The sequence below is a fragment of the Methylocaldum sp. genome (assembly GCF_039794385.1).
In the GTDB taxonomy this organism is placed as follows: domain Bacteria; phylum Pseudomonadota; class Gammaproteobacteria; order Methylococcales; family Methylococcaceae; genus Methylocaldum.
In genome coordinates this window covers 1-24,298 of record NZ_JBDIVO010000034.1, presented here as the reverse complement: position 1 = coordinate 24,298, position 24,298 = coordinate 1, and the positions used below count along the sequence as shown (strand labels likewise).

Below are 24,298 nucleotides of genomic sequence, written 5' to 3'. Positions count from 1 at the left end.
ACCACCCAATAGATGTATTCGGCCGATTTTTCGCGCGCCGTTTGTGCCAGATTGTTGGGCAGCGGCAGCATCCCCTTGCCGGCATCGTCGGGAGGCACACCCGGCGCGCCATGGCATTGCGCGCATTTGTCCCGGTAAATGCGGAAGCCGCGTTCCGCCACGAGCGGATCGTCCAGGGGCGGCGCCGCGATGCCACCGAGGCGGGCCGAGACCGACCGATCCAATGCGAAATCCAGCATCTCGTAAACCGGCCAAGTGTGCTGATAAATGGCAGCGACGTTGTACACGCCGGTGAGCACGACGATGGCGGCGCCCAATACTCCGAGTCCACCCAGGATGACGAGAGTGATGAGCGCATGGATCAGAAACTTTCGGGACGGTGCCATGGTCTCTTGTGAGTACGCTCCAAAATTCGAGAGAACGGCGTTAACCGTACGGCTCGATATTCGGCCAGGGGAGTGACCGATGACCATCGGGAATGGAACGTCTTCCGACGCTATAGCATTTTCGACTCTCCGCCTTGCGGTTAGTGCCGGCTGTCGATGCGTTCAGCCGGACAGCCCGCATTTCCCCATGCCATGACCGCCCGTCTTGGTTCGGCCTTACTCTTTGCAACATTGCCGGCATCCGCGGGCGCCGGCCTTCAATCCGCCATCGATCCGCATTCGCCGACCGCATCCGAAATTGATGCCATCGGCTGGCTGCTGTACTGGGGAGCCGCGGTCATTTTCGTTTTGGTCATGGCGCTGACCGTTTATTCGATGTCCGGATCGGAACGCGCCGGCCGCTTGCTGGGCCATCGCCGAGCAGTCCTTATCGGCGGCCTCGCGTTTCCCGTGGTCCTGTTGTCCGCGCTCTTGGTCTATACGCTGAGAATCGCCGGGGATATCGTCACCCCGTCGGAACCTCCGGCCCTGCGGATCGAGGTCGTCGGCGAGAAGTTTTGGTGGCGGGTGAATTACCTGACCGAGGCGGGCCATGTCGATGTCGCCACCGCCAACGAGATCCACCTTCCGGCCGGTCGGCTCGTGGAATTCAGACTGCGCACCGCCGATGTCATCCATAGTTTCTGGCTGCCCAACCTGGCCGGAAAAGTCGACATGATTCCCGGCCGTATCACCACGCTGCGTATCCGACCCGACCGGCCGGGCGTGTGGCGCGGGCAGTGCGCCGAGTATTGCGGCGCCCAGCACGCCAATATGGCCTTCCTGGCGGTGGTCGAAACGCCGGAGGATTTCGATGCCTGGCTTACCGCCCAGCGTCAGCCCGCGCGTCCGCCGGCGGCTTATTCGGAGAACCGGAGATGAACGCGGTTCCGGGATTGTCGAACATCTCCGTCCGCAGCGTCCCTGAAATCATGGATCGCAACCGGCACTCCGATAAAGGAGCGAAACATGGCAAGCAAACCCGTGACGGTTATCGTTCGAATCGTAGCCAAACCCGGCATGGAGGCGCAGGTCAAGCGGGAGCTCATGAACCTCCTCGCCCCGACCCGCTCGGAAAAAGGCTGCATGAATTATGACATGCACCAGGCTGCCGATGACGATTCGCGTTTTCTCTTCCATGAGAACTGGGTGTGCGAGGAGGACCTCAGAAGGCATCTCGACGCGCCACATATCAGACATTGGATTACGCTGGCCGAAACGCTGTTGGCCGAGCCGATGGAGCTTACTCTCTGGCACAAGGTTGGTTAGATGCGCCGCTCGGTGTATGCGACGGCAGCACCGCCGGTACCGCTTTACGGAGGACAGCGCAAGAGCTGAATCTTCGAGTGGATTTCACGGATGCCGGCCGCGGCGCTTCCACGCGCATCGGCCGACGGCTTATTTGGAGAACCCGAGCTGATGCCTTTCGATTTCAAGAATTATTCGCTCTGGCTCAACATCGTGATGTTCGCGGTTTCGGCAGGCATCGTCTGGATTGCCGGCACCAAGGTCTCGCACTATGCCGATGCCATCGCCGAGCATACCGGCATCGGCCATGCAGCAGCCGGATTGATCCTTTTGGGCGGCATCACTTCGCTGCCCGAGGTCGCGGTCACGGTCGCCTCGTCCGCCGCCGGCAATGCGCCGCTGGCAGTGAACAACATCCTCGGCAGTCTCGCGATCAACGTCGTCATCCTGGCGCTGGCCGACGCCGTCATCGGGCGGGACGCTCTGACTTCGGTCATTCCCGATCCGGTCGTGATCTTGCAAGGGGCACTGGGCGTACTGCTGCTCGCTCTGGTGTCCGCGGCCGTGATCGTGGGCGACACGGCGTTCCTCGGCATCGGCGGTTGGGCGTGGAGCATTCTCCTTTTTTATTTCGGGGCCATCTGGATGCTCGCCAAATCTCAGGGCCGCTTTCCCTGGCGGCCGGACGGGCTGGGCTGGCATCAACGACGCGCTCCGAAGCGTCCCCATCAGGGACTTGAGGGACAGCACAGAGGACATCCGGCCCAACGCGACGAAACGGAGGAGGAACCCGAACGTCCGTTTGGAAAAATTCTCGGCAAGACGGTGCTTGCCGGTTTGGCGATTCTGGTGGCGGGCTATGCGCTATCGCGTTCCGGTGAAACCCTCGCCGAGCAGAGCGGGCTGGGCTCGAGCTTCTTCGGCGCCGTTTTTGTCGGCTTTTCGACCTCCTTGCCGGAAGTCAGCACCGTACTGGCGGCGATGCACCTAGGGCGTTATCTGATGGCGGTTTCCGATATCTTCGGCACCAATCTGTTCAACGTCGGCATGATTTTTTTGATCGATGCCGTCTATCCGGACGGCCCGGTGCTGAACCAGGTGGGACGGTTTTCATCTTTCGCGGCCCTTTTAGGGATTGTCGTGACGACGCTGTACATCGCCGGTTTGGTCGAGCGCCGGGATCGGACGATCCTGCGCATGGGCTACGACTCGCTGGCCGTGCTCTTGATTTATCTCGGCGGGATATTCCTGCTGTATCGATTGCGCTGAGGAGACATGGATGGACCGGAATCAGGAATTTCCGAACCCTGTGCCCCGCCCGGACGAAGAGCTTTCCCTGCTCAAAAAGATTTGGCGGCCACCATCGGGCTGGAACTTCATCACCGTCGTCAACAACGAGTACATCGGCATCTTCTACGTCGGCACGGCCTTTCTGTTCTTCTTGCTGGCCGGCGTGCTGGCGCTCCTGATGCGCACCCAGCTCGCGGTGCCGGAAAACGATCTTCTGGGGCAGGACACCTATAACCAGATCTTCACGATGCACGGCACCATCATGATGTTCCTGTTCGCCGTGCCGGCGGTGGAAGCGCTGGGAGTTCTCATCCTGCCCAACATGCAGGCGGCGCGCGACCTGCCCTTCCCGCGGCTGTCGGCCTATGCCTTCTGGGCTTATTTCGCGGGTGGGCTGGCGTTCTTCTGCAGCCTGTTTTTCGACTTGGCGCCCAAGGGCGGCTGGTTCATGTATCCGCCGCTGACCAGTTATCAATTCTCGCCCGGCGACAACTCCGATTTCTGGCTGCTCGGCATCGGCTTCATCGAAATCACGGCCATCGCCGCGGCCATCGAGATCGTGGTGGGGGTGCTGCTCAACCGCGCGCCCGGCATGAGCCTCGATAAGATGCCGATCTATTGCTGGGCCATGCTGGTGTTCGCCGGGATGATCATGGTCGCCTTCCCGGCGGTGATCCTCTGCACCGCGCTTCTGGAGCTGGAGCGCAGCTTCGAGTGGCCGTTCTTCGTGGCCGAGAAAGGCGGCGACCCCTTGCTCTGGCAGCATCTCTTCTGGTTTTTCGGTCACCCGGAGGTCTACATCATCTTCCTACCGGCCGCGGGAATCGTCTCGATGATCATACCCACCATGGTGCGCAAGCACTTGGTAGGATACCGATTGGTGGTGCTGGCCCTGGTGGGCACGGGTTTCCTGAGCTTCGCCCTGTGGGTGCACCATATGTTCGCCGTGGGACTGCCGCAGATCTCCATGAGCTATTTCTCGGCGGCCAGCATGGCGGTGTCGGTTCCGAGCGGCATACAGGTGTTCGCCTGGATCGCCACCATTGCGGCCGGACGCCTGAAACTCACGGTGCCGGCGCTGTTCACCCTGGCTTTTTTGTTCATTTTCGTGCTGGGCGGGCTGACCGGGGTGATGGTGGCGATCGTGCCCTTCGACTGGCAGGTGCACGACACCTATTTCGTGGTGGCGCATCTGCACTACGTGCTGTTCGGCGGCATGGTGTTCCCGCTGTTCGGCGTGTTCTATTACTGGGCGCCCTATGCGAGCACGAAGCCTCTCTCGGAAAAACTGGGCCGCTGGGTGTGCGGATTGATGTTCATCGGGTTCAACACGGCGTTCTTCCCGATGCACGTCACCGGGCTGCTGGGTATGCCGCGGCGGGTCTATACCTATTCGGCGGAAGTCGGCTGGGACACCCTCAACCTGATCTCGACTTTCGGCGCTTTTCTCATCGGTGCGGGCGTTCTGGTGTTCCTGGTCGATCTCATTCGCAACTTCCGACCCTTCCGTCCGGAAAAGGCGGGCAACGTCTGGGATGCAGGTACCCTCGAATGGCTGCCCGGCGGCGATTACGCCATGCGCAGCATTCCCATCGTCGAAAGCCGCGAGCCGCTTTGGGATCAGCCGAATCTGGCGGAGGACGTCGAGGCCGGCCGCTATTACCTGCCGGGCGCGCCTACCGGCGCGCGCGAGACCGTCGTCACCAGTCCCATCGATGCCCGGCCTCTGTACATTTTGCAGATGCCGGCAGGGAGCTGGTTCCCGGTGTTGGCGGCCTTCGGAACGGCGGCGTTCTTTCTGCTCCTGACGGTGAAGGTAGTGGTGCCTGCACTGTTCTTCGGCGTGTTCGCCATCGCCATGATCATCCGGTGGGCATGGGAAACCGACCCCGGCCCCAGCCACCCTCCCGTGGACATCGGCGGCGGCATCAAGCTGCCGGTCTACGTGACCGGTCCCATGTCGCATTCCCGGTGGGCCATGGTCGTGCTGATGATCGTCTCGGCCTCCCTCTTCGCCTGCCTGATCTTTTCGTATTATTTCCTGTGGACCGTAGCGCCGGGGTTCTGGCCCAAGGGCGGAGAATCGCTGCCGGAAGTGGCTTATCCGCTCGCGGCGGCAGGCCTTTCGGCATTCAGCAGTGCGGCCATCGCCTACGCCAGCCGCGCATTGAAATCGAACAGGTTCTGGACGGTGCGCCTGGCCATGCTTTTAGCCGTCCCCCTGCTCGTCGGTGCGTTGGTGGCCGAGCTGTGGGGCCAATGGCAGATAGGCCTGCGGCCGACCGATTCCGGCTATGCCGCGATCGTTTATACCGTCATCTCGATTCAGGGATTTTTCGTTACCGTGGTGGTCATCATGGGCCTCTATACCTTCGCCCGCTCGGTGTGCGGACTCATAAACCGCGAACGCCGGGCCACTTTCGACAACACCATGCTGTTCTGGCATTACACGGTCGTTCAGGGCCTGATTGCATTAGCCGTGGTCCATCTGTCTCCGCGCTTCCTGGGGTGAACCGCCATGGCTGCCGCACTCCACTTCGTCACAAACACGCTTCGGATGCTCTCGGGCGTCTTGATCTGGGGTGCCCATTTCGGGGTTGTCTACATCGCCACTGCCCTGGTGTGTGCACGGGGGGTTCAGAATTTAAGCTGGCTCGGGGTGGGCATCGTTGCATGGATGGTCACCATTGCTACGGTGATGGCGATCGCGGGGATTCTGATCATACTTGTCCCCGCCTGGCGGAATCTTCACCGGCACCGCCCGCAGTCCGCGACACCCGCTTTCATCGACTGGATGACCGTCTCCTTCGGGGGGCTGGCACTGCTGGCGATCGTATGGGTAACGTTTCCGGTAATGCTGGTGCCGATATGTTAGCCCTGATTTCCAGCACCCGTTCGTCTGCAATCCATCGGCGTGCTTGGCAGCCACGAAGCGGACGACCCAATACGCGTGGAATTGGTCCCCTACCGGCACTTTGCGAAAGTTTTTGGAACGAGAACGCTTAAACCGAGAAGGACGAACCGCAACCGCACGTTGTGGCCGCATTGGGATTCCGAATAACGAATTGAGATCCGGATAAGTCCTCGGTATAGTCGATCTCGGCACCGGTCAGATATTGGATGCTCATGGAATCGATCAAGACAATGACACCGTTCTTCACAATTTGCGTGTCGTCTTCATTGACCGCGTCATCAAAAGTAAAGCCATATTGAAAACCTGAGCAGCCGCCGCCGGTAATGTAAACCCGCAGCTTCAGGTTATCGTTTCCTTCATCGGCTATCAGTTGGCTCACCTTGGCCGCAGCGCTGTCAGTAAATTTAATAGGCTCTTCGCTCATACAACTCGTAACCTCGGTACGCTTATCGATCAAACGCCATTATATGATTTTTTCCGAGAGTTTCGGTCAAGAATAACCGCTATCCATAACTTGATGGTCATTTATGAAAAAAAGGATTCTTTTTCTCGGTCTGTATCTGAGCTTATCCGCACCGTCCGCCTGGGCCCTACGCTGCGGCTCTCTACTGGTAGACACTGGAGATTACAAGCTCGAGGTGCTTCGCAAGTGCGGCGAGCCCGTATTCACGGACTCCCGCATCGAGCTCAGGTATGTGAAATTGTACGGTTCGGGCTTGGAGTTGGGGCAATACGTGCCGGTCATGATCGACGAATGGACCTACGACTTCGGTCCGAATCGGTTCGTGCAGCTGCTTCGATTCGAGAATGGCCGTCTGGTGGATATAGAATCCTTGGGCTACGGTCGGTAACCGGTACGCTCAGAGCCGTTTTCCTACGGCGAAAAATAAAAAATGGCCCTTATCACGGACGAGGCGCCAATTAACCATCTCCCGGTTGGATCACCTCAAGCTTCACTTGAGCAAGTCCCGCTCTTATGAATCCGAGCTCTTTGGCCGCGCGCCGCGAGAGATCGAGCAGACGCTTGTTCGCGGGATCGCCGCGGTCGTTCACGCGCACCTCTATGCTGCGGTTATTGCCGAGATTGGTCACCCGGAGCCGGGTACCGAATGGTAGCGACCGATGCATTGCGGTGAGGCCGTTCCGGTTGTAACGCTCGCCGCTGGCCGTCCGCCGGCCGTGGAAACGATCGCTGTAGTACGATGCAATGCCTTTTTGAGAGCTTGCAAGGCTTTTTGGACTTGCCGTTCTGGCATGACCAACAGTACAGGAAGACGCCAGATAGATCGACAGAAGGGAGTTAGCAATCAGTCGAAGCTTCTGCATCCTTCACCTCCATATTGGTTATTTTAGGAACGATGCCGTTTCATAATAAACGATGCTTCTAAAAAGGCCAAGTTTTTATCGAAATGGTTATATCGTCATGCGCCGTTCTGCGATGCGGCTCACGCCTTGGCGCAGATCCCGTCGCGCAACCAACCTGAAAATGAATAGCCCGCGCTCCTGTTTCAACGGCGCGGGCATTCGAATTCAAATATGACTGTTTTGAGAGCTTCTCAGTTTTTCGCTCAGCCGATTGCTTCAACCCCACCCATGTACGGAAGCAAGACCTCCGGAACTCTGATCCGTCCTTTTTCATCCTGATAGTTCTCCATCACGGCAATAAGGGTGCGGCCGACAGCGAGTCCCGAACCGTTCAGGGTATGAACCAGCTCGGGTTTACCCGTTTCGGCATTCCTCCAGCGCGCTCTCAAGCGTCGCGCCTGGAAATCCCGGAAATTGCTGCACGACGAGATTTCACGGTAGGCATTCTGTCCCGGCAGCCAAACCTCGAGATCATAGGTTTTGGCCGATGAAAAGCCCGTATCGCCGGCGCACAAAACCATTCTTCGAAACGGCAGCTTCAAGCGCTTGAGAATCTCCTCCGCATGGGAGGTTAGCTCCTCATGGGCACGCGCCGAATCGTCGGGCCTTACAATCTGCACCAGCTCGACTTTTTCGAATTGATGCTGGCGTATCATGCCGCGTACATCCTTGCCGTAGGAGCCGGCTTCGCTGCGGAAACACGGCGTATGGGCAACGAATTTCAAAGGAAGCGTTTCCGCGGCCAAGATTTCGTCGCGGACCAAATTGGTAACCGGCACCTCGGCGGTCGGAATCAGATAGAACGCCGGTTCGCGAACGAGCTTGAACAGATCTTCTTCGAATTTCGGAAGCTGCCCCGTGCCGCGCAAGCTTTCCGCGTTCACCATGAACGGCACGTAGGTCTCGGTGTAACCGTGCTCTTGCGTATGAATATCGAGCATGAATTGGGTCAAGGCCCGCTGCAAACGAGCCAGAGGACCTTTCAGGGTGACGAACCGTGAACCCGTAATTTTGACGGCCGCCTCGAAATCGAGACCTCCAAGCCGCGTTCCCAAATCGACGTGGTCGCCAGGTTCGAATCCGAACTGCGACGGCTCGCCCCAGCGATGGATCTCCACGTTGTCCGCATCGCTCCGGCCATCGGGAACGTCGGCATCCAAAATGTTCGGTATGCCGAGCAGCAAGTCTTCCAACTTCGCTTGAATGCCTTCCAATTCCCCTTCCATCCGTTTGAGGTCATCCCCCAAATGCTGCATCTCCGCAAGTATAGGCTGGATATCCTCTCCTCTTGCCTTGGCCTGGCCGACCAGCTTGGAGCGCGTATTGCGTTCGTTCTGCAACGCCTGAGTGCGGCCCTGTATTTCCTTGCGCTGGTTTTCCAACTCGCGAAATACTTCGGTGTCCAGCTTGAACGAGCGCCGCGCCAATTGCGCTTCGACCTCATCCAATTGAGTGCGGAAAAGACGTGGATCTAACATCGGTTATCCTTGGTGAGATTTGGGTGAATCTGGATCAAAAACTATCTACGGCGCGGGCGAACCCGCCGGAGATTCGAACGGATTCATCGGCGCCGTGGTGCATAGCGAAGGCGGGTATCAAACTGCTTGAGTCTTCAGATAAGCTATTTCACGAGAAGAGACGGACAAGTAGCTTCGATCGAACCCGCTAGCTTCGCGTCTTGTCAGCGCACGGACAGCCGAAAATACGAACTCATCCGGCATCCGCCAGCACTTTCATGGCCTGACGATTCGGATTCCGCACAATACCCCGCTCGGTGACGATGCAATCGATCAATTCGGCCGGAGTCACGTCGAACACTGGATTCCACGCTTTTATAACACTGCTCGGCCGCGCGAAATATTCGTTCAGCAGTTCGCTCTGGGCCCTTTCCTCGATCCTAATGCTCTCGCCGGACTCTGTCCGCCAGTCGATGGTGGACGTCGGCGCAACCACCATGAATTTCACGCCATGGTGGCGAGCGGCAACGGCCAAGGCATAGGTGCCGATCTTGTTGGCGGTATCTCCGTTTGCGGCGATGCGGTCGGCTCCGACTGCGATCCACTGGATCGCACCCGATTTCATCAAATAGGCGGCAGCGGAATCGGCAATCAAAGTCGCGGGTATGCCGTCCTGCTCCAGCTCCCAGACAGTCAGCCTAGCCCCCTGTAGCCACGGACGGGTTTCGGTCGCGAAGATATTCGTAACGCCCTGTCGGTAGGCACTTCGAACCACTCCGAGCGCCGTACCGTACCCACCGGTCGCAAGTGAACCCGTATTGCAGTGGGTCAAAACGCCGCTGGCTCCGACAAGCAGGGAGGCTCCCAAGTCGCCCATCGTTCGATTGGCAGCGATGTCCTGATCATGAATGGCGCGCGCGGCTTGCAACAGATGCGGCTCCGGGTCACCTTCGACAGCCCCGATTTCCGATCGCATACGGTCAAGGGCCCAGAACAGATTCACGGCAGTGGGACGCGAACTGGCCAACTTGGCCAAATCCGCTTCGATCGCCTCTCTCCAGTTATCCGGATTTTCGCGATACCGTTGACGCGCCGCCAACACGACACCATAGGCGGCGGCGATACCGATGGCGGGGGCTCCGCGCACGCGCATCGAAAAGATAGCCTCAGCCACGCCCTGAGCGCTGTCGAATGTCTCGTATTCGACCACGCTCGGCAGCCTGCGCTGATCCAGCACGCGGAGCCCGCGCTCGCTCCACTGCAGGGCACGGACCGTATCGTTAGACATTATGGGTGCAGAAGATGAAGGCATTTGGATTATTGAAATCAGGCGATTGTCAAAGAACCCCCGACTCGCGGGTGTTGTCGGGCCGGGCCGGTGCGGCTAAACGTCCATGCATTTTAAGATGGTCCAGCCGACAAACAAAGAATTCGCGCGTGCGCACCGAGACTTGGTGATAAGTCCTAAAGAGGCATACCATTTGCAACGCGTTTTAAGGCAATTAAGGTGCGCGTTTTTGCCGCATCGTCGAGCGGCTATTCTCGGTTGCAAGATGGTCATAGTCACATTAGCCTGAATTTGTCAAGACTAACACCCGTAAAGGTCCGACTATGGTACTCGAAATCTACCTCTGGTGTTGGATGCACTTGGAACCGCGGCATGCGGCGAAAAGAGGCGCAAAACTTCTGGGCTTGGCGGTATTGGTGTTGGCTCCGCTGATTTATGCCAACGTCGAAATGACCGGACAAGGATTCAAGCCCTCGACGCCCAGCCTGACGATCGAGGTTGGTCAGAAGGACTCGAATCGTTAAGTCCTCTTTGCCTGTGCTCGCTGCCGTACGGCTTCAAAAAGCAGTACGCCTGTCGCAACCGATAGGTTGAGGCTTTCGATTTGGCCGAACATTGGAATTTTGACTAAAAAGTCACAGGACTCGCGCGTCAAGCGACGTAGACCCTTTCCTTCGGCTCCGATCGCCAAGACCAATGGAATGGCCAGGTCGATCTCGTATAGCGATCGCTCGGCCTCGCCCGCAGCCCCTACGATCCACAGCCCCGCCTCCTTTAACCAGCCCAGGACTCGATTCAAATTGGTTACGCGGTAAATCGGCACCGTTTCAGCAGCGCCGGAGGCGACCTTGGCCACGGTCGGCGTCAACCCCACAGACTGATCTTTCGTGATAATGACCCCCTGTACTCCAGCGGCGTCCGCGGTACGCAAACAGGCTCCGAGGTTGTGCGGATCCTGCACATGATCCAGAACGAGAAAAAAAGGCTGCCGCGAAAGATTCGCCAGCGCATCCTGAAGCTCCGACTCTCCGAGTTCGGCGGCCAGCTTCAGCTCGAGAACGATGCCTTGATGGCTTCGGCTTTCGGCTAACGAGTCAAGTTGATTTCGTCCGGCCGGCTGAACCGGAATTCCAAGGGAAGCCAATTTCCGTTCGATGGCGGCAATGCGACCATCTTCCCGCCGATGGTCTATCCAAACGCTGATGATTTTGTCCGGGGCGTTTTCGAGAGCAGCTTCCGCCGCATGAAGACCCGCGATGCGACGCCGATTCTTCATGACCGGCGTCTTTTCTTCCGTGTCCGGCGCGACGAAGACTCGGAGCGTTTCACCAATTCGAGGTCGATCTTGCGTTCATCCAGATCCACGCGAGCCACAATCACACGAACGCTGTCGCCAAGCCTATAAGTCACACCGCTCCGCTGCCCTTCCAACCGATAACCGATCGGATCGTAGTGAAAGTAGTCTTTGTCCAAAGTCGAAACGTGGACCAATCCTTCCACGAAGATGTCTTTTAGCTCCACAAAAAAACCGAATGGCGTAACGGCGGAAATGACGCCTTCGAACTCCTCTCCCAGCTTATCGAGCATGTACTCGCATTTAAGCCAGGCGACGACGTCGCGAGTCGCCTCGTCGGCGCGCCGCTCGGTGTACGAGCAATGCTCGCCCATCAGTACCATGTCGTTATGGGAATAGTAGAATTCTTCTATCTTTTTCTTTTCGAGCGAGTGGCGAATAGCCCGGTGTACCAGCAGGTCCGGATAGCGCCGGATGGGCGACGTAAAATGGGTATAGGCATCCAGGCCCAACCCGAAATGGCCTTTTTTCTCCGGGCTATAAACGGCCTGAGCCAGCGAGCGTAACAGTACAGTTTGGATCAGGTGCTCGTCGGCCCTGCCGGTGATATTGTCCAACACTTCGAAATAATCCTTAGGTCCAGGATTATCGCCGCCACCGAGGTTCAGACCGACTTTTCCGAGAAAGGCACGCAGATCGGCCAATCGTTCGGCGGTGGGACCCTCATGAATTCGAACCACATGGGGGAGTTTTTGACGGGTCAGATATCGCGCCGCGGCAATATTCGCGGTAATCATGCATTCCTCGATCAGGCGATGGGCGTCGTTGCGCTCGCGCGGCACGATTTGCGCGATTTTCTTGCCCTCTCCGAATACGATGTAGGATTCCTGGGTGTCGAAATCCATCGCCCCCCGTGCCTCCCTTGCCCGCCGCAGCACTTTGTAGAGCGAATGCAACTCCTCCAGGTGAGGCACGAGAGCGCGATACTTCTTCCTCAGTATCTTATCGCCGTCGACAATCATGCGGGCGACTTCCGTGTAAGTGAGCCTCGCATGGGAGTACATCAGCCCCGAGTAGAAACGTGAACGGACGATGGCGCCATCGGTGTTTATGTAAATTTCGCAGACCATGCACAGCCTGTCTTGCTCGGGGTTGAGCGAGCACAAACCGTTTGAGAGCACCTCCGGCAGCATGGGAATGACTCGATCGGGAAAATACACCGAGTTGCCACGGATTTTTGCTTCGTCGTCGAGAGCCGTTCCCGGCCGGACATAATGGGAAACATCGGCGATAGCGACGAAAAGTTTCCATCCTTTCGGCGTTCTTTCGCAGTACACGGCATCGTCGAAATCGCGGGCGTCCTCCCCGTCTATGGTTACGAGCGGCAGCCGCCGCAAATCAACGCGACCGGCTTTATCATCTTCCGCGACTTCCGTACTTAGCCCCGCAACGTCGTTCAACACGGCTTCCGGCCACTCGGCCGGCAGATCGAAGCTGCGAATCGCCACCTCGATCTCCATACCGGGGGCCATGTGATCCCCCAGAACCTCCCTGATTCGACCGATGGGGTCACGCTGGCGGGTAGGTTGCTCGATGATCTCGGCGACCACGATCTGACCTGGGAGCGCTCCATTTCTATGCTCCTCAGGAATAAGAACGTCGTGAGCGATGTGCTTATTGTCTGGGACGACGAATGAGATTCCCTGCTCCAGGTACAACCGACCCACGATATTGTGCGTATTCCGCTCCAACACCTCCACAACCCCGGCCTCTCGCCGCCCGCGGCGGTCGACGCCGCGTATGCACACCACGATGCGATCATCGTGCATGAGCGAACGCATTTCCTTGGGCGAGAGAAAAAGATCATCGCCGCCCTCGTCGGGCCGAAGAAAGCCGAACCCATCGGGATGGCCGATGACCCGCCCAACGATGAGATCTTTGTGGTTTACGATGCAGTAATAATTGCGGCGGTTTCTCAGTATCTGCCCATCCCGCTCCATGGCATTGAGGCGGCGACGGAGCGATTCAACGTCCTCATCCTCTTGTACGCCCAATACGCCGGCAACGTCCTCGACTCTTAAAGGAATCCCTTGCTCTTTCATCACCTCGAGGATCAACTCCCGGCTGGGAATGGGACGCTCATACTTTCCTGCCTCCCGCTCGGCGAAGGGATCCTCGAGCTTAAACCCTCTAGCGATCGTAGGGGCGGACTTGGTCATCGATAATTTTCCTATTTTCTATATGTTTAGTTTTGCTATTCGGACAGCCCTCGGTCCGACAACCTCTTCGAAGATCGATGATTCCCTTCAAAACTTTCGGTATTGACAATTTAACCGATAAGTAACAAAATTCGCGACTCAATTGAGTCGCTCGACTCGCCTCTTGCCGAGGTGGTGAAATTGGTAGACACGCATGATTCAGGTTCATGTGGGGAGACCCGTGGAGGTTCAAGTCCTCTCCTCGGCACCATCCTTAGTTGTCCCTCAATCGAAGGGATTCTTCAGAATTATCGTCTCGCTGCGATCAGGACCGGTCGAGAGAATATCCACTGGCACACCGACCAATTCTGAAATCCGGTCAATATAGGCTCTCGCATTTGCCGGAAGGTTCTCATACGAGGTAATGCCGGCAGTAGATTCTTGCCACCCTGAAAGCTCCTCGATAACGGGCTCGCACTGAGCATAACTATCGGCGCCGATTGGTACCGTACGAATCTCCTCTCCTTTATATCGATAAGCCGTACAAATTCCGATCTTTTCCAGCCCATCCAGAACATCCAATTTCGTCAGGCACAACCCGCTCAGACTGTTGAGTTTCGCCGAACGCTTCATCAAGATGGCATCGAACCAGCCACAGCGACGCGCTCGTCCAGTAGTAGCACCGAATTCCGCGCCTTTCGCGGATAAATGCTTGCCAATCTCATTCGACAGTTCCGTCGGAAAAGGTCCGTTTCCAACGCGTGTCGAATAGGCTTTGGTGATACCCAATACATAATCGAAATCCAGCAGGCCCATTCCGCTACCGGATGCTGCGCCGCCCGCCGTAGTATTAGACGAGGTCACATAAGGATAAGTGCCATGATCGATATCCAGCATCGCGCCTTGAGCGCCTTCGAAGAGGACATTTCTATCCTCATCACGATAAGCATGCAGCATACCCGCCACATCTCCCAGCATGGGTTTAATCTGCTCACCCAATGCCATCGTTTCGTCCAGCACTTGCTGATAATCGAGCGGAGACTGCCGGTAATACCCGCTGAGTACGAAATTATGATAATCCAGGAGTTCGCGTAACCTTTCGGCAAACACGGCGGGATACATAAGATCGCCGGCGCGTAACCCTCGCCGCGACACTTTATCTTCATAAGCGGGACCGATACCTCTCCCTGTCGTACCGATAGCCTTATCGCCACGAGATTTTTCACGCGCTACATCTAACGCGACGTGAATGGGTAATATCAAGGCACAGGCTTCGCTGATCGTAAGCCTATCCCGAACCGGAATACCGGCTTTCTCCAGCAGCGCAATCTCTTCCAACAAAGCGCGGGGCGATAACACCACGCCATTGCCTATCAAGCATTTCACCGATTCCCGCAAAACGCCGGAAGGTATCAAATGCAATACCGTCTTTTGGCCGTCGATTACCAAGGTATGCCCTGCGTTGTGACCACCCTGGAAACGGACGACTGCATCTGCACGCTCCGTCAGCAAATCGACAAGTTTACCTTTACCTTCATCGCCCCACTGGGTGCCGATGACTATGACGTTTTTACCCATTCTTGATTCCAGATTAGCGTTTCATTTTTCGAGGTAATTTTGGGCTCAATCGCTAACGGGAAAGACTTCCCAAGTTAGCCCCCGCTTTTGAAGGTAGTGTGAACATGCCATCTCGCGAGCCTCGCCAGTTTGTCCATACAACGCCTGAATGACCGTTTGCCCGGCGCCGCGCAAATTACGCACTATTTCGTGCAAATCGGGATCGTCTACGGCGGGCGCAAAAATGCGCAAACTAGGCGCATCATCGTCTTTTCCGTTGGCCAATCGCGCCAGAACCTTCAAATCGGCGCTAAAACCCGTCGCCGGACGAGCGCGCCCGAAAATTTTTCCGATCTCATCGTAACGGCCGCCACGTGCAATTTCTCTGCCGTAACCCGGCACAAAAGCGGCAAATACGACACCCGTCTTGTAGTGATAACCACGCAATTCCGCAAGGTCGAAATTGATTCGTAAGGCCGGGAACAAGCTTGTCAAACTCTTCGAAATGGATTCCAAATCCATCAAAGCGCGATGTACCGACTCATTGGCGGTTGCCAATCGCTTTCTAGCTTTCTCTATGACACCCTCATGTCCATTTAGATCGATCAGCGCTTCCAACATCTCGGTGGAAGAATCGCTAACCGTCAGCGAATGTAATAAAGTTACCAATTCCGGATAGTCTTTCCGCTGAAGAATTTCAAACAGCTCCGCCTCCTGCTGCGCATTCAAACCGGCCTGACGTGCCAACTCCCGATAGATGCCTACATGTCCCAGATCCAGATGTACGTTTTCAATACCTGCAATGGCAAGCATCTCCAACATCAAGCAGATAACCTCCATGTCGCTGGCATTACCCGCATGTCCGTACAATTCGGCCCCAACCTGCAATGGGCTCCGGGACTTTTCGAGATGATCCGACTGCGTGTGCAGCACCGTTCCCATGTAACAGAGCCGTGTCGGCGTATCGGTGCCAAGGTTGCGCGCATCGATACGCGCAACCTGAGGCGTCATATCAGCACGTATCCCCATTAATCGACCACTGATCTGATCGATGATCTTGAATGTCTGCAAATCAAGATCGTTGCCCGAACCAGTCAAAAGCGATTCAATGAATTCAATCAGCGGCGGCATCACCAGCCGATAGCCCCAGCTGGCGAACAGATCGATGATCTTTCGACGTAGCTGCTCCAAACGCTCGGCTTCTTCCGGAAAGACCTCATCAATACCTTCTGGCAACAGCCAATTATCTTCGGTTAGCATCGAATTCGGTGAGCTCAGCAAACGGAAAAAAATCTGGATGGATTAGGCGACAGTTATGTTACCGCGAGGCTCATATTGACCCTAGCAGTGTGTGAGAATCCTTTGCCAACGGCAAACGGTCCGCCCCTTTGTCCCTGTCGACTGGACAAAGGGGCAATAGAAAATATGCGGGAGCAACAGTCCGGTTACTTTGGCTTTTTGAAGTACTGGAAGAATTTCGAATCAGGCTCCAACACGATCATATCGTTCTCGTCCTTGAACACTTGCCTGTAAGCATACAAGCTTCGATAAAACTCGAAGAACTCTGGATTTCTGCTATATGCCTGAGCATAAATCTCCGATGCCGTGGCATCGCCCTCACCACGCCTGATCTCCGAGTCTCTATAGGCATCAGCAAGTATCACCTCCCGCTGACGGTCTGCTTCCGCACGAATACGTTCGGCTGCCTCCGCACCACGCGAACGGAAATCTCTCGCAACCCGGGCGCGTTCGGCTTCCATCCGTCGGTAGACCGATGAACTTACCTCATCCGGCAAATCGATTCCTTTCACACGAATATCGATAACCTCGACTCCCAAATCATCGACTACAGGGTTCACCGTCTTAATCAGTAGATCGCGGATCTGGCCACGCTCTAAGGAAACCACCTCGCGGATAGTTCGCTTGCTGAATTCGTTCCGCAATGCGTCTTTCGTTATCTGATCGAGACGAATATTTGCCGCTGCCTTATCCCCACCGACTGCCTTATAGAATTTCGTCGCGTCTTCGATCCGCCATTTCACGAACCAAGTAACGATTACGTTTTTCTTTTCAGAGGTGAGAAACCGCTCGGGCTTGGACTCCAATGTGAGGATTCGGTCATCGTATTTCTTCACCTCTTGATATGGAAGCTTGAAATGCAACCCCGGCTCGAAGTCTGTTCGAACGATTTTCTTAAACTCCAGCAATAAGGCTCTTTCCGTCTCCGATACAGTAAATATGGAGGTAGCAGTAATTACCAGCAAAATAAAAACAAACGCAAGAATTAGGGTATTTTTACTAATCATTATTGTCCCCTTCCTTCACGACCTCGAGTGGTTGATCGGATAGTTCTAGGGGCCCCGCTGTCCGATACTTCCGGAGTAGTAATCGTGGCATTGTCGGCATCTCTGGGCGGCATCAGGGGCGACGCAGCTTTTTGAAGTTTATCTATAGGCAGATACAACAAATTATTGCTGTTCTTGACATCGATCAATAACGTACCCGTGCGTCCAAGCACTTCCTCCATCGTATCGAGATAGAGGCGCTCTCGCGTAACCTCCGGAGCCTTGTCGTACTCCGCCAGCAACTGTTTGAACCTACTCGTGTCACCTTCTGCTCTGGCAATTACGCGCTGTTTATACGCTTCCGATTCTTCCAAGACACGTGCCGCGGCACCCCTTGCTCTTGGCACGACTTCATTCGCATAAGCTTCCGCTTCATTTTTCAGGCGCTGCTCATCTTCCCTTGCCTTGATCGCGTCCATGAATGCTGCCTGGACTTCTTCCGGAGCCTGAGCATCCACCAAGCTCACATTGCTCACTCTGATTCCGGTTTGATATTGATCCAGCGTTTGTTGAATTTCGTTCTTGATCTCGTCGGCAACCTTGCCCCGTCCCTCCGTCAACACGAAATCCATCGTACTCTTCCCGATAACCGCACGTTCGGCGCTTTCAATAACCTGCTTCAAGGTTTCGTCCGGATCAGCAACATTAAAAAGATAATCTTTCGCATCCTTGATCTGATACTGAACCGCTAATCGGATATCGATAATATTTTCGTCCTGCGTGAGCATAAGGGCTTCCCTGGGCACGGATCCCAAAGATTGCTGACGCCCGCCGGAGCGATACCCTACTTCCAGAAAACGTTGCTGCTCCATATTGACTACCTGAACGTGCTCTATTGGCGCAGGCATGTGCCAATGCAGCCCAGGCATGGTGGTATCAGCGTATTTGCCGAAACGCGTAACGACGCCGCGACTCCCTTCGTCTACGAGATAAATACCGGTTAGCCCCCATACAGCCAAGGCAATCAGGAGAAATAAACCGATCGTCCTCATGGGCGCATTTTCACCGCCACCGAAAAACCTCCCTATCCTTTCGTGTAATCCGCGCATGACTTCTTCCAAGTCCGGAGGCGTCTCCTGCTGATCACGCCCGCTCCACGGATCTTTTTTATTACCGCCCGGTTCGTTCCAGGACATTGGATGACTCCTATAGTACAGAACTTGATGCTCTTCTAGAGCTATAACAAAGCCGCTACTGCGGCATGAATATTAGAATTATCTAGGAAAATGGTTGGATATACAAAAACGAGCATTTGAGAGGAAGCCGGAACGCTCTCCACTGGCCCAGTGCTTCACGGTAGAAGCATGCTATGCCCCGGCATTATTGTTACCAGATCGAGATGATTAAGCACTAATTGAATCCTGCAGCTCGTCGAGCTCATGCAATAACTTCACATCCCGCTTGAGAAGCTCGACTTCCAAATCCCACCCTCCGGTTCCGTCCGATTCTTCTCTCAAGATCTGCGCTGCGTTATATAACCGTGCCCTCAATCCGGCGTTTTCCGGACCCAAGTGAATTCTGCGGTGAATCACTTCGCGACGAAAAAGAACCTCTAAAACGTCGTGAAGCAAAGGCAGACCAGCACCTGTCTTGGCGGACAACCATACTTTTGCGACATCTCCGCTCGCGTTTCTCTCAGCGTGCGGCTCAATATCCGCAACCCGATCGATCTTGTTAAAGACCTGAATCTGTCTTACTCGATCAGCTCCGATTTCGCTCAGAACCCGATTGACTTCCGATATGGTTTCGTCAGACCGCTCATCACTCGCATCAATAACGTGAAGCAATAAATCTGCGTCCACCGCTTCCTTCAAAGTCGAACGGAATGCTGCAACCAGCTCATGTGGCAAATGCCGGATAAATCCGACCGTGTCAGCTAGAATTACCGTCAAACTCGGCGTTAACTGCAAGCGTCGCAAGGTGGGATCGAGCGTAGCAAATAACTGATTTGCCGCATAAACGCCAGCCCCCGTCAACGCGTTGAAGAGAGTCGATTTGCCGGCATTTGTATATCCCACCAAACTGACAACCGGCAACTCCGCCCGCCGTCTAGCGGAGCGTCCCTGATTGCGTTGCCGCTCGACTTTCTCCAGCCGTTTTTGAATCAGCCGTATTCGATCAGCAATTAAACGCTTGTCCGTCTCAAGCTGTGTCTCCCCAGGACCACGGAGGCCGATACCCCCTTTTTGACGTTCCAAGTGAGTCCAGCCACGCACCAAACGAGTAGATAGGTGCCGCAACTGTGCTAATTCAACCTGGAGTTTGCCTTCGAAGGATTGGGCCCGCTGAGCGAAGATATCGAGAATCAATCCGGTGCGATCGACAACCCTGACCGAAAGCTCTCTCTCTAAATTACGCTCTTGGCTGGGCGTTAAAGGATGGTTGAAAAGAACCAGCTCTGCTTCGTTCTCCCGGACAATCCGGGCCAACTCGTCAAGTTTCCCTTTTCCGATGTAATAACGAGGATCGGGCGTGTGTCTCCTGCCTGTCACCGTAGCTACAGGCTCCGCCCCGGCTGATGAGGCGAGTTCCTGAAGTTCTACAAGAGCTTCGGTCTCGTCCTGAGCGGCCAAATGAACAAGCACGGCACGCTCGCCGGACTTCGGCCTCTCAAACAAGTAAACTCTTCTCCCAGACCAACTTCGACATCACCATCTTACGGCTTGAACCGAACTGTCGATTAACCCTCGTCTTCCAATCCTTCCGCCGCATGGGGTAGACGGACCTGACGCGCAGGGACAATCGTGGAAATGGCATGCTTGTAAACCATTTGGCTTACAGTGTTCTTGAGTATGATCACGTACTGATCGAAAGAATCCACTTTACCTTGTAACTTGATCCCGTTTACGAGATAGATCGAAACCGGAACATGTTCTTTTCTAAGCGCATTTAGGAACGGATCTTGTAAATTTTGCCCTTTTGACATCCTCTTTCTCCTTATTGTTATAAGACCGACGCTCAGCCAGTATTAAAACAAATCTCTCATTTTTTCGCCAGGCACAATACCTGACTGTAGCCGCCATTAATATATGAAAAATAAGCGCAACAGCCCTTTATTCTTTTCCGATTAATTCAATTTTGTAACCATCCGGATCCGCCACGAAGGCAATGACCGTGGTGCCGTACTTCATGGGGCCGGCTTCGCGTAAAATTTCGCCGCCAGCGCGTCTTATACGCTCGACAGCGTCGTAGATGTCCTCGACTTCGATCGCGATATGCCCAAAGGCATCGCCCAAGTTATAGCCATGAACACCCCAGTTGTAAGTCAATTCAATCACCGAATCGTGGCGTTCGTCACCGAACCCTACGAATGCCAGAGTGAATTTTCCATCAGGAAAATCCTCCTTTCTCAATAGTTTCATTCCGAGAATTTCAGTGTAAAAGCGAATCGACCGTTCTAAGTCTCCAACCCGAATCATCGCGTGCAAGATACGCATCGACTGACTACCTCGACTCAATTTTTGCTAATGAAATCATCGCGCATCTAATAACCGCCACGAACACATCTCTAGGTCAGCGCCGAAGAGACGGCATTTGCGAGACGGTCGGCCGTAGCACGAACAACATGAGCGTCTTGCCCTTCAACCATAATCCTAATTAGCGGTTCGGTTCCCGACGGTCTGAGCAAAATACGCCCCTTGCTGCCAAGTTCACGCTGAATTTCATTTTTCAACTTCTGAACCGGCTCGATTTCATCCAAATTGACTTTGTCCCGCACCTTCACGTTCACCAAACACTGAGGGTATTTGACCATGTCGCTCTTCAATTCGTTAAGCGATTTGCCCGCCTCGTGCATCGCTGCCATAACCTGCAAAGCAGAAACAATACCATCGCCGGTCGTAATCCGGTCCCGGCATATGATATGACCTGAACTTTCACCACCGAGCACGCTGTCATGCTGAAGCATCATTTCCATCACGTAACGATCTCCTACCGCAGCGCGCTTAAACTCTAACCCCAACGCATCCAGCGCATGCTCTAACCCTAAGTTACTCATCAGAGTACCGACTATCGGCCCTCTTAACCCACCGCACTCCATACGGGACTTAGCGATGATGTAAACGAGTTCATCGCCATCGACGATCTCCCCTTTATGATCGACCATGATCAGCCGATCGCCGTCGCCATCCAAGGCGATCCCAAAATCCGCCTGCTCTTCCAATACCGCACGGCTAAGTCGCTCGGGTTTGGTAGCTCCGACGCCGTCGTTTATATTCAAGCCATTGGGCTGAATGCCAATAGCGACAACCGTCGCACCAACTTCCTCGAATACATGGGGCGCGATGTGATATGTCGAGCCATGGGCGCAATCGACAACAATTTTGAATCCAGTAAATTCGATGCGGGACGGAATAGTGCTTTTGCAAAATTCGATATAACGCCCGACCGCATCACTGATGCGAGACGCTTTGCCTATCCTTGAAGACTCCACCGTCGTCATGGGTTTGTCCAATTGCTCCTCAATCTGGAGCTCGACCTCGTCCGGAAGCTTCATGCCATCGGGCCCAAAAAACTTAATCCCATTATCGTAATGCGGATTGTGCGAGGCGCTGATGACTATCCCGGCCTGGGCTCGAAACGTCCGCGTAAGATAAGCGATTGCCGGGGTTGGCATGGGACCGAGCAACTGAGTATTAATCCCCGCCGCCGCAAGCCCCGCCTCGAGAGCAGATTCGAACATGTAGCCGGAAATTCTGGTGTCCTTTCCGATCAGAACATTGGAAGGGTAGCGATCCAGCGAAAACACGCGGCCTGCCGCCCAACCCAACTTCAGCATAAAGTCCGGTGTAATAGGATATTCCCCTACTTTGCCGCGAATTCCGTCTGTACCAAAGTACGATTTTTTCATTCGCCGTCCTTCAAATCTAAAGATTCAATTATTTTTGATTTTACGCTCTATGCAGTAGCCGATCCGTCGACACCTTTTGGACACACTAATACCTTCCGCTTTCAAGAAGCATGGAAATTACGCAATTATCCGCGCCGTCTATGTCCTTAGTTTCATAGCGACTGCCCTCCATTCCAACGGACAAGTTCTATCCGACAACTGAACGTAAAAGCTCGTCAGCTAGTGTAGGCGATCCATACAAAAACAAAACCCCCCGCACCTAGCACGGTGCCGGGGGTCTCAATAAGCCTACCAAACAGAATCAGTGCTGTTCCGCTGCTTTACCGATGCCTCCAGCTCCTTTTGCCTTGGGAGTCTCTTTAGCACCCAAACCCGCCGCAGCACCACCGCTCGGAGGCGCCTCGCCCCAGCTTTGCGGCGGACGCGGAACCTTGCCTTCCATAATGTCGTCGATTTGGAAACGATCGATTGTCTCGTACTTGATCAAGGCTTCAGCCATCAGATGTAATTTTTCCATGTTTTCTCGCAACAAGCGCTCCGAACGCTCATAGTTGCGATCGATTACCGAGCGAATTTCCTCATCGATCAGATGCGCCGTCTCCTCGGAGACCATTTTATGCTTGGTGACGGAGCGTCCCAAGAATACTTCGCCTTCTTCTTCGCTATACGCCAACGGCCCTAAACGTTCCGAGAGCCCCCATCGGGTAACCATGCTGCGCGCGAGATTGGTAGCCCGCTCGATATCGTTCTGAGCGCCGGTCGTCACTTTTTCTTTGCCGAAAATGAGCTCTTCCGCTATACGTCCTCCGAACAAACTCGAAATCTGGCTTTCCAGTTTCTGCTTGCTCGCACTGTACTGGTCACGCTCCGGCAAAAACATAGTAATTCCCAGCGCCCGGCCGCGCGGCATGATGCTGACCTTGTACACCGGATCGTGTTCCGGAACCAGCCGTCCCACAATCGCATGACCTGCCTCGTGATAAGCGGTGAGCTGCTTCTCCTCGTCGGTCATTACCATGGATTTGCGCTCTACGCCCATAAGAATCTTATCCTTGGCTTTCTCGAAGTCCTCCATGTCGACACTGCGCTTATTCTTGCGGGCGGCGAACAAAGCCGCCTCGTTGACCAAGTTGGCCAAATCAGCGCCGGAAAATCCAGGGGTGCCGCGTGCCAGATATTCGACTTCCACGTTGTCGGCAATCGGCACTCGCTTCATGTGCACCTTCAAGATTTGCTCGCGACCACGAACGTCAGGTAGTCCAACGACGATCTGACGGTCAAAGCGCCCAGGACGCAAGAGCGCCGGATCCAGAACATCGGGGCGGTTGGTTGCCGCGATGACGATAATACCTTCGTTTCCTTCGAAACCGTCCATTTCGACGAGCAACTGATTGAGCGTCTGCTCGCGCTCGTCGTGGCCACCGCCTAAACCGGCACCACGATGGCGGCCTACCGCATCGATCTCGTCAATGAAGATGATGCACGGCGCATTTTTCTTCGCCGTCTCGAACATATCGCGCACGCGGGACGCACCCACGCCCACAAACATCTCGACAAAATCCGAGCCCGAGATGGAAAAGAACGGAACCTTAGCCTCTCCGGCGATCGCTCGGGCCAGCAAAGTCTTACCGGTCCCTGGCGGACCGACCATCAGAGCCCCGCGCGGAATCTTGCCGCCCAGCTTCTGAAACTTGCTCGGATCCTTGAGGAAATCGACCATCTCCTGAACGTCTTCCTTGGCCTCTTCAACGCCCGCTACGTCGGCAAACGTCACCTTGACTTGATCTTCTTCGATCAGCCGAGCTCGGCTCTTACCGAAGGACATGGCCCCCCTTCCTCCGGTACCGCCTTGCATTTGCCGCATGAAGAAAATCCACACAGCAATCAGCAGCAACATCGGGAACCACGAAATAAAGATCTGCATCAATAATGATTGAGATTCTGGCGGCTGAGCCTTGATCTCGACATGGTTCTTCAGCAGGTCGTCAACCAAGTGGTCGTCGCCAGGACTGTAAGTAGTGAACTTCTCGCCGGTCCCGAGCATGCCCCGGATCATTTGCCCGTCGAT

General features: G+C 55.1%; 22 protein-coding genes, 1 tRNA gene and 1 pseudogene. 8 read left to right on the top strand and 16 right to left on the bottom strand.

What is annotated here, in order from left to right; all coding sequences use genetic code 11:
• A pseudogene (locus tag ABJK70_RS05405) lies at positions 1-386 on the bottom strand (hypothetical protein); the annotation flags it as partial.
• Between the two features lie 192 nt (positions 387-578).
• Between ABJK70_RS05405 and coxB the strand changes: the two are divergent.
• The 5 genes from coxB to ABJK70_RS05380 all read left to right on the top strand — a co-directional run bounded on the left by coxB (position 579) and on the right by ABJK70_RS05380 (position 5,838).
• A complete protein-coding gene (gene coxB / locus ABJK70_RS05400) occupies positions 579-1,307 on the top strand; it encodes a cytochrome c oxidase subunit II (protein WP_347257520.1) in 729 nt (242 codons plus the stop codon).
• Between the two features lie 87 nt (positions 1,308-1,394).
• Positions 1,395-1,694, top strand: a complete 300-nt coding sequence (locus ABJK70_RS05395; RefSeq protein WP_347257519.1) for a putative quinol monooxygenase — start codon at positions 1,395-1,397, stop codon at positions 1,692-1,694.
• A gap of 150 nt (positions 1,695-1,844) precedes the next feature.
• A complete protein-coding gene (locus ABJK70_RS05390) occupies positions 1,845-2,942 on the top strand; it encodes a sodium:calcium antiporter (RefSeq protein ID WP_347257518.1) in 1,098 nt (365 codons plus the stop codon).
• A 10-nt stretch (positions 2,943-2,952) separates the two neighbouring features.
• Positions 2,953-5,475, top strand: coding sequence for a cbb3-type cytochrome c oxidase subunit I (locus ABJK70_RS05385; RefSeq protein WP_347257517.1), 2,523 nt, complete (start codon positions 2,953-2,955; stop codon positions 5,473-5,475).
• Positions 5,476-5,481: 6 nt separating this feature from the next.
• Positions 5,482-5,838: a hypothetical protein gene (locus ABJK70_RS05380; RefSeq protein WP_077730591.1), complete on the top strand. Its 357-nt coding sequence runs from the start codon at positions 5,482-5,484 to the stop codon at positions 5,836-5,838.
• A 127-nt stretch (positions 5,839-5,965) separates the two neighbouring features.
• Here the strand turns inward: ABJK70_RS05380 and erpA are convergent, their stop codons facing one another.
• Entirely contained in the window at positions 5,966-6,301 is a 336-nt protein-coding gene (gene erpA / locus ABJK70_RS05375) for an iron-sulfur cluster insertion protein ErpA (RefSeq protein WP_077730590.1), read from the bottom strand.
• A gap of 103 nt (positions 6,302-6,404) precedes the next feature.
• Between erpA and ABJK70_RS05370 the strand changes: the two genes are divergently transcribed.
• Positions 6,405-6,728, top strand: coding sequence for a DUF2845 domain-containing protein (locus ABJK70_RS05370; RefSeq protein ID WP_077730589.1), 324 nt, complete (start codon positions 6,405-6,407; stop codon positions 6,726-6,728).
• Between the two features lie 70 nt (positions 6,729-6,798).
• Here ABJK70_RS05370 and ABJK70_RS05365 read toward each other — a convergent pair whose 3' ends face one another.
• From ABJK70_RS05365 to mtnA, 3 genes are all read right to left on the bottom strand, one after another.
• Positions 6,799-7,203 (bottom strand): septal ring lytic transglycosylase RlpA family protein, encoded by a 405-nt coding sequence (locus ABJK70_RS05365; protein WP_077730588.1) that lies wholly within the window; start codon positions 7,201-7,203, stop codon positions 6,799-6,801.
• A gap of 242 nt (positions 7,204-7,445) precedes the next feature.
• Positions 7,446-8,720: a serine--tRNA ligase gene (serS, locus tag ABJK70_RS05360; RefSeq protein WP_086134127.1), complete on the bottom strand. Its 1,275-nt coding sequence runs from the start codon at positions 8,718-8,720 to the stop codon at positions 7,446-7,448.
• Between the two features lie 232 nt (positions 8,721-8,952).
• On the bottom strand, positions 8,953-9,987 hold the full coding sequence (mtnA, locus tag ABJK70_RS05355) for an S-methyl-5-thioribose-1-phosphate isomerase (protein ID WP_347257516.1): 1,035 nt from the start codon (positions 9,985-9,987) through the stop codon (positions 8,953-8,955).
• A gap of 323 nt (positions 9,988-10,310) precedes the next feature.
• Between mtnA and ABJK70_RS05350 the strand changes: the two genes are divergently transcribed.
• Positions 10,311-10,511 (top strand): hypothetical protein, encoded by a 201-nt coding sequence (locus ABJK70_RS05350; RefSeq protein ID WP_156879782.1) that lies wholly within the window; start codon positions 10,311-10,313, stop codon positions 10,509-10,511.
• Here ABJK70_RS05350 and rlmB read toward each other — a convergent pair.
• Together rlmB and rnr are read right to left on the bottom strand one after the other, a co-directional pair.
• Positions 10,508-11,263: a 23S rRNA (guanosine(2251)-2'-O)-methyltransferase RlmB gene (gene rlmB / locus ABJK70_RS05345; RefSeq protein WP_156879781.1), complete on the bottom strand. Its 756-nt coding sequence runs from the start codon at positions 11,261-11,263 to the stop codon at positions 10,508-10,510. The genes ABJK70_RS05350 and rlmB overlap by 4 nt on opposite strands.
• The gene (rnr, locus tag ABJK70_RS05340; RefSeq protein ID WP_086134125.1) at positions 11,260-13,500 is read right to left on the bottom strand and encodes a ribonuclease R; all 2,241 of its coding nucleotides are present in this window, start codon (positions 13,498-13,500) and stop codon (positions 11,260-11,262) included. The genes rlmB and rnr overlap by 4 nt, the downstream gene beginning before the upstream one ends.
• 165 nt (positions 13,501-13,665) lie before the next feature.
• Here rnr and ABJK70_RS05335 point away from each other — a divergent pair.
• Positions 13,666-13,750, top strand: a tRNA-Leu gene (locus ABJK70_RS05335).
• A gap of 14 nt (positions 13,751-13,764) precedes the next feature.
• Here the strand turns inward: ABJK70_RS05335 and ABJK70_RS05330 are convergent.
• From ABJK70_RS05330 to ftsH, 9 genes are all read right to left on the bottom strand, one after another.
• Positions 13,765-15,057, bottom strand: a complete 1,293-nt coding sequence (locus ABJK70_RS05330; protein ID WP_077730583.1) for an adenylosuccinate synthase — start codon at positions 15,055-15,057, stop codon at positions 13,765-13,767.
• A gap of 45 nt (positions 15,058-15,102) precedes the next feature.
• The gene (locus ABJK70_RS05325; protein WP_347257515.1) at positions 15,103-16,296 is read right to left on the bottom strand and encodes an ATP phosphoribosyltransferase regulatory subunit; all 1,194 of its coding nucleotides are present in this window, start codon (positions 16,294-16,296) and stop codon (positions 15,103-15,105) included.
• Positions 16,297-16,481: 185 nt separating this feature from the next.
• Positions 16,482-17,342, bottom strand: a complete 861-nt coding sequence (hflC, locus tag ABJK70_RS05320) for a protease modulator HflC (RefSeq protein WP_086134122.1) — start codon at positions 17,340-17,342, stop codon at positions 16,482-16,484.
• Positions 17,342-18,517: an FtsH protease activity modulator HflK gene (gene hflK, locus ABJK70_RS05315; RefSeq protein ID WP_077730581.1), complete on the bottom strand. Its 1,176-nt coding sequence runs from the start codon at positions 18,515-18,517 to the stop codon at positions 17,342-17,344. Before hflK ends, hflC begins: the two co-directional genes overlap by 1 nt.
• A gap of 207 nt (positions 18,518-18,724) precedes the next feature.
• Complete coding sequence (hflX, locus tag ABJK70_RS05310; protein ID WP_133718158.1) at positions 18,725-19,999, bottom strand: ribosome rescue GTPase HflX; 1,275 nt, start codon at positions 19,997-19,999, stop codon at positions 18,725-18,727.
• 62 nt (positions 20,000-20,061) lie between these two features.
• Entirely contained in the window at positions 20,062-20,307 is a 246-nt protein-coding gene (gene hfq / locus ABJK70_RS05305; protein ID WP_077730579.1) for an RNA chaperone Hfq, read from the bottom strand.
• 127 nt (positions 20,308-20,434) lie between these two features.
• Positions 20,435-20,818, bottom strand: a complete 384-nt coding sequence (gene gloA / locus ABJK70_RS05300; RefSeq protein ID WP_077730578.1) for a lactoylglutathione lyase — start codon at positions 20,816-20,818, stop codon at positions 20,435-20,437.
• A 71-nt stretch (positions 20,819-20,889) separates the two neighbouring features.
• On the bottom strand, positions 20,890-22,230 hold the full coding sequence (gene glmM / locus ABJK70_RS05295) for a phosphoglucosamine mutase (protein WP_077730577.1): 1,341 nt from the start codon (positions 22,228-22,230) through the stop codon (positions 20,890-20,892).
• Positions 22,231-22,531: 301 nt separating this feature from the next.
• Positions 22,532-24,298, bottom strand: a 1,767-nt coding sequence (gene ftsH, locus ABJK70_RS05290; protein ID WP_347257514.1) for an ATP-dependent zinc metalloprotease FtsH, incomplete at its 5' end; no start/stop codon positions are given.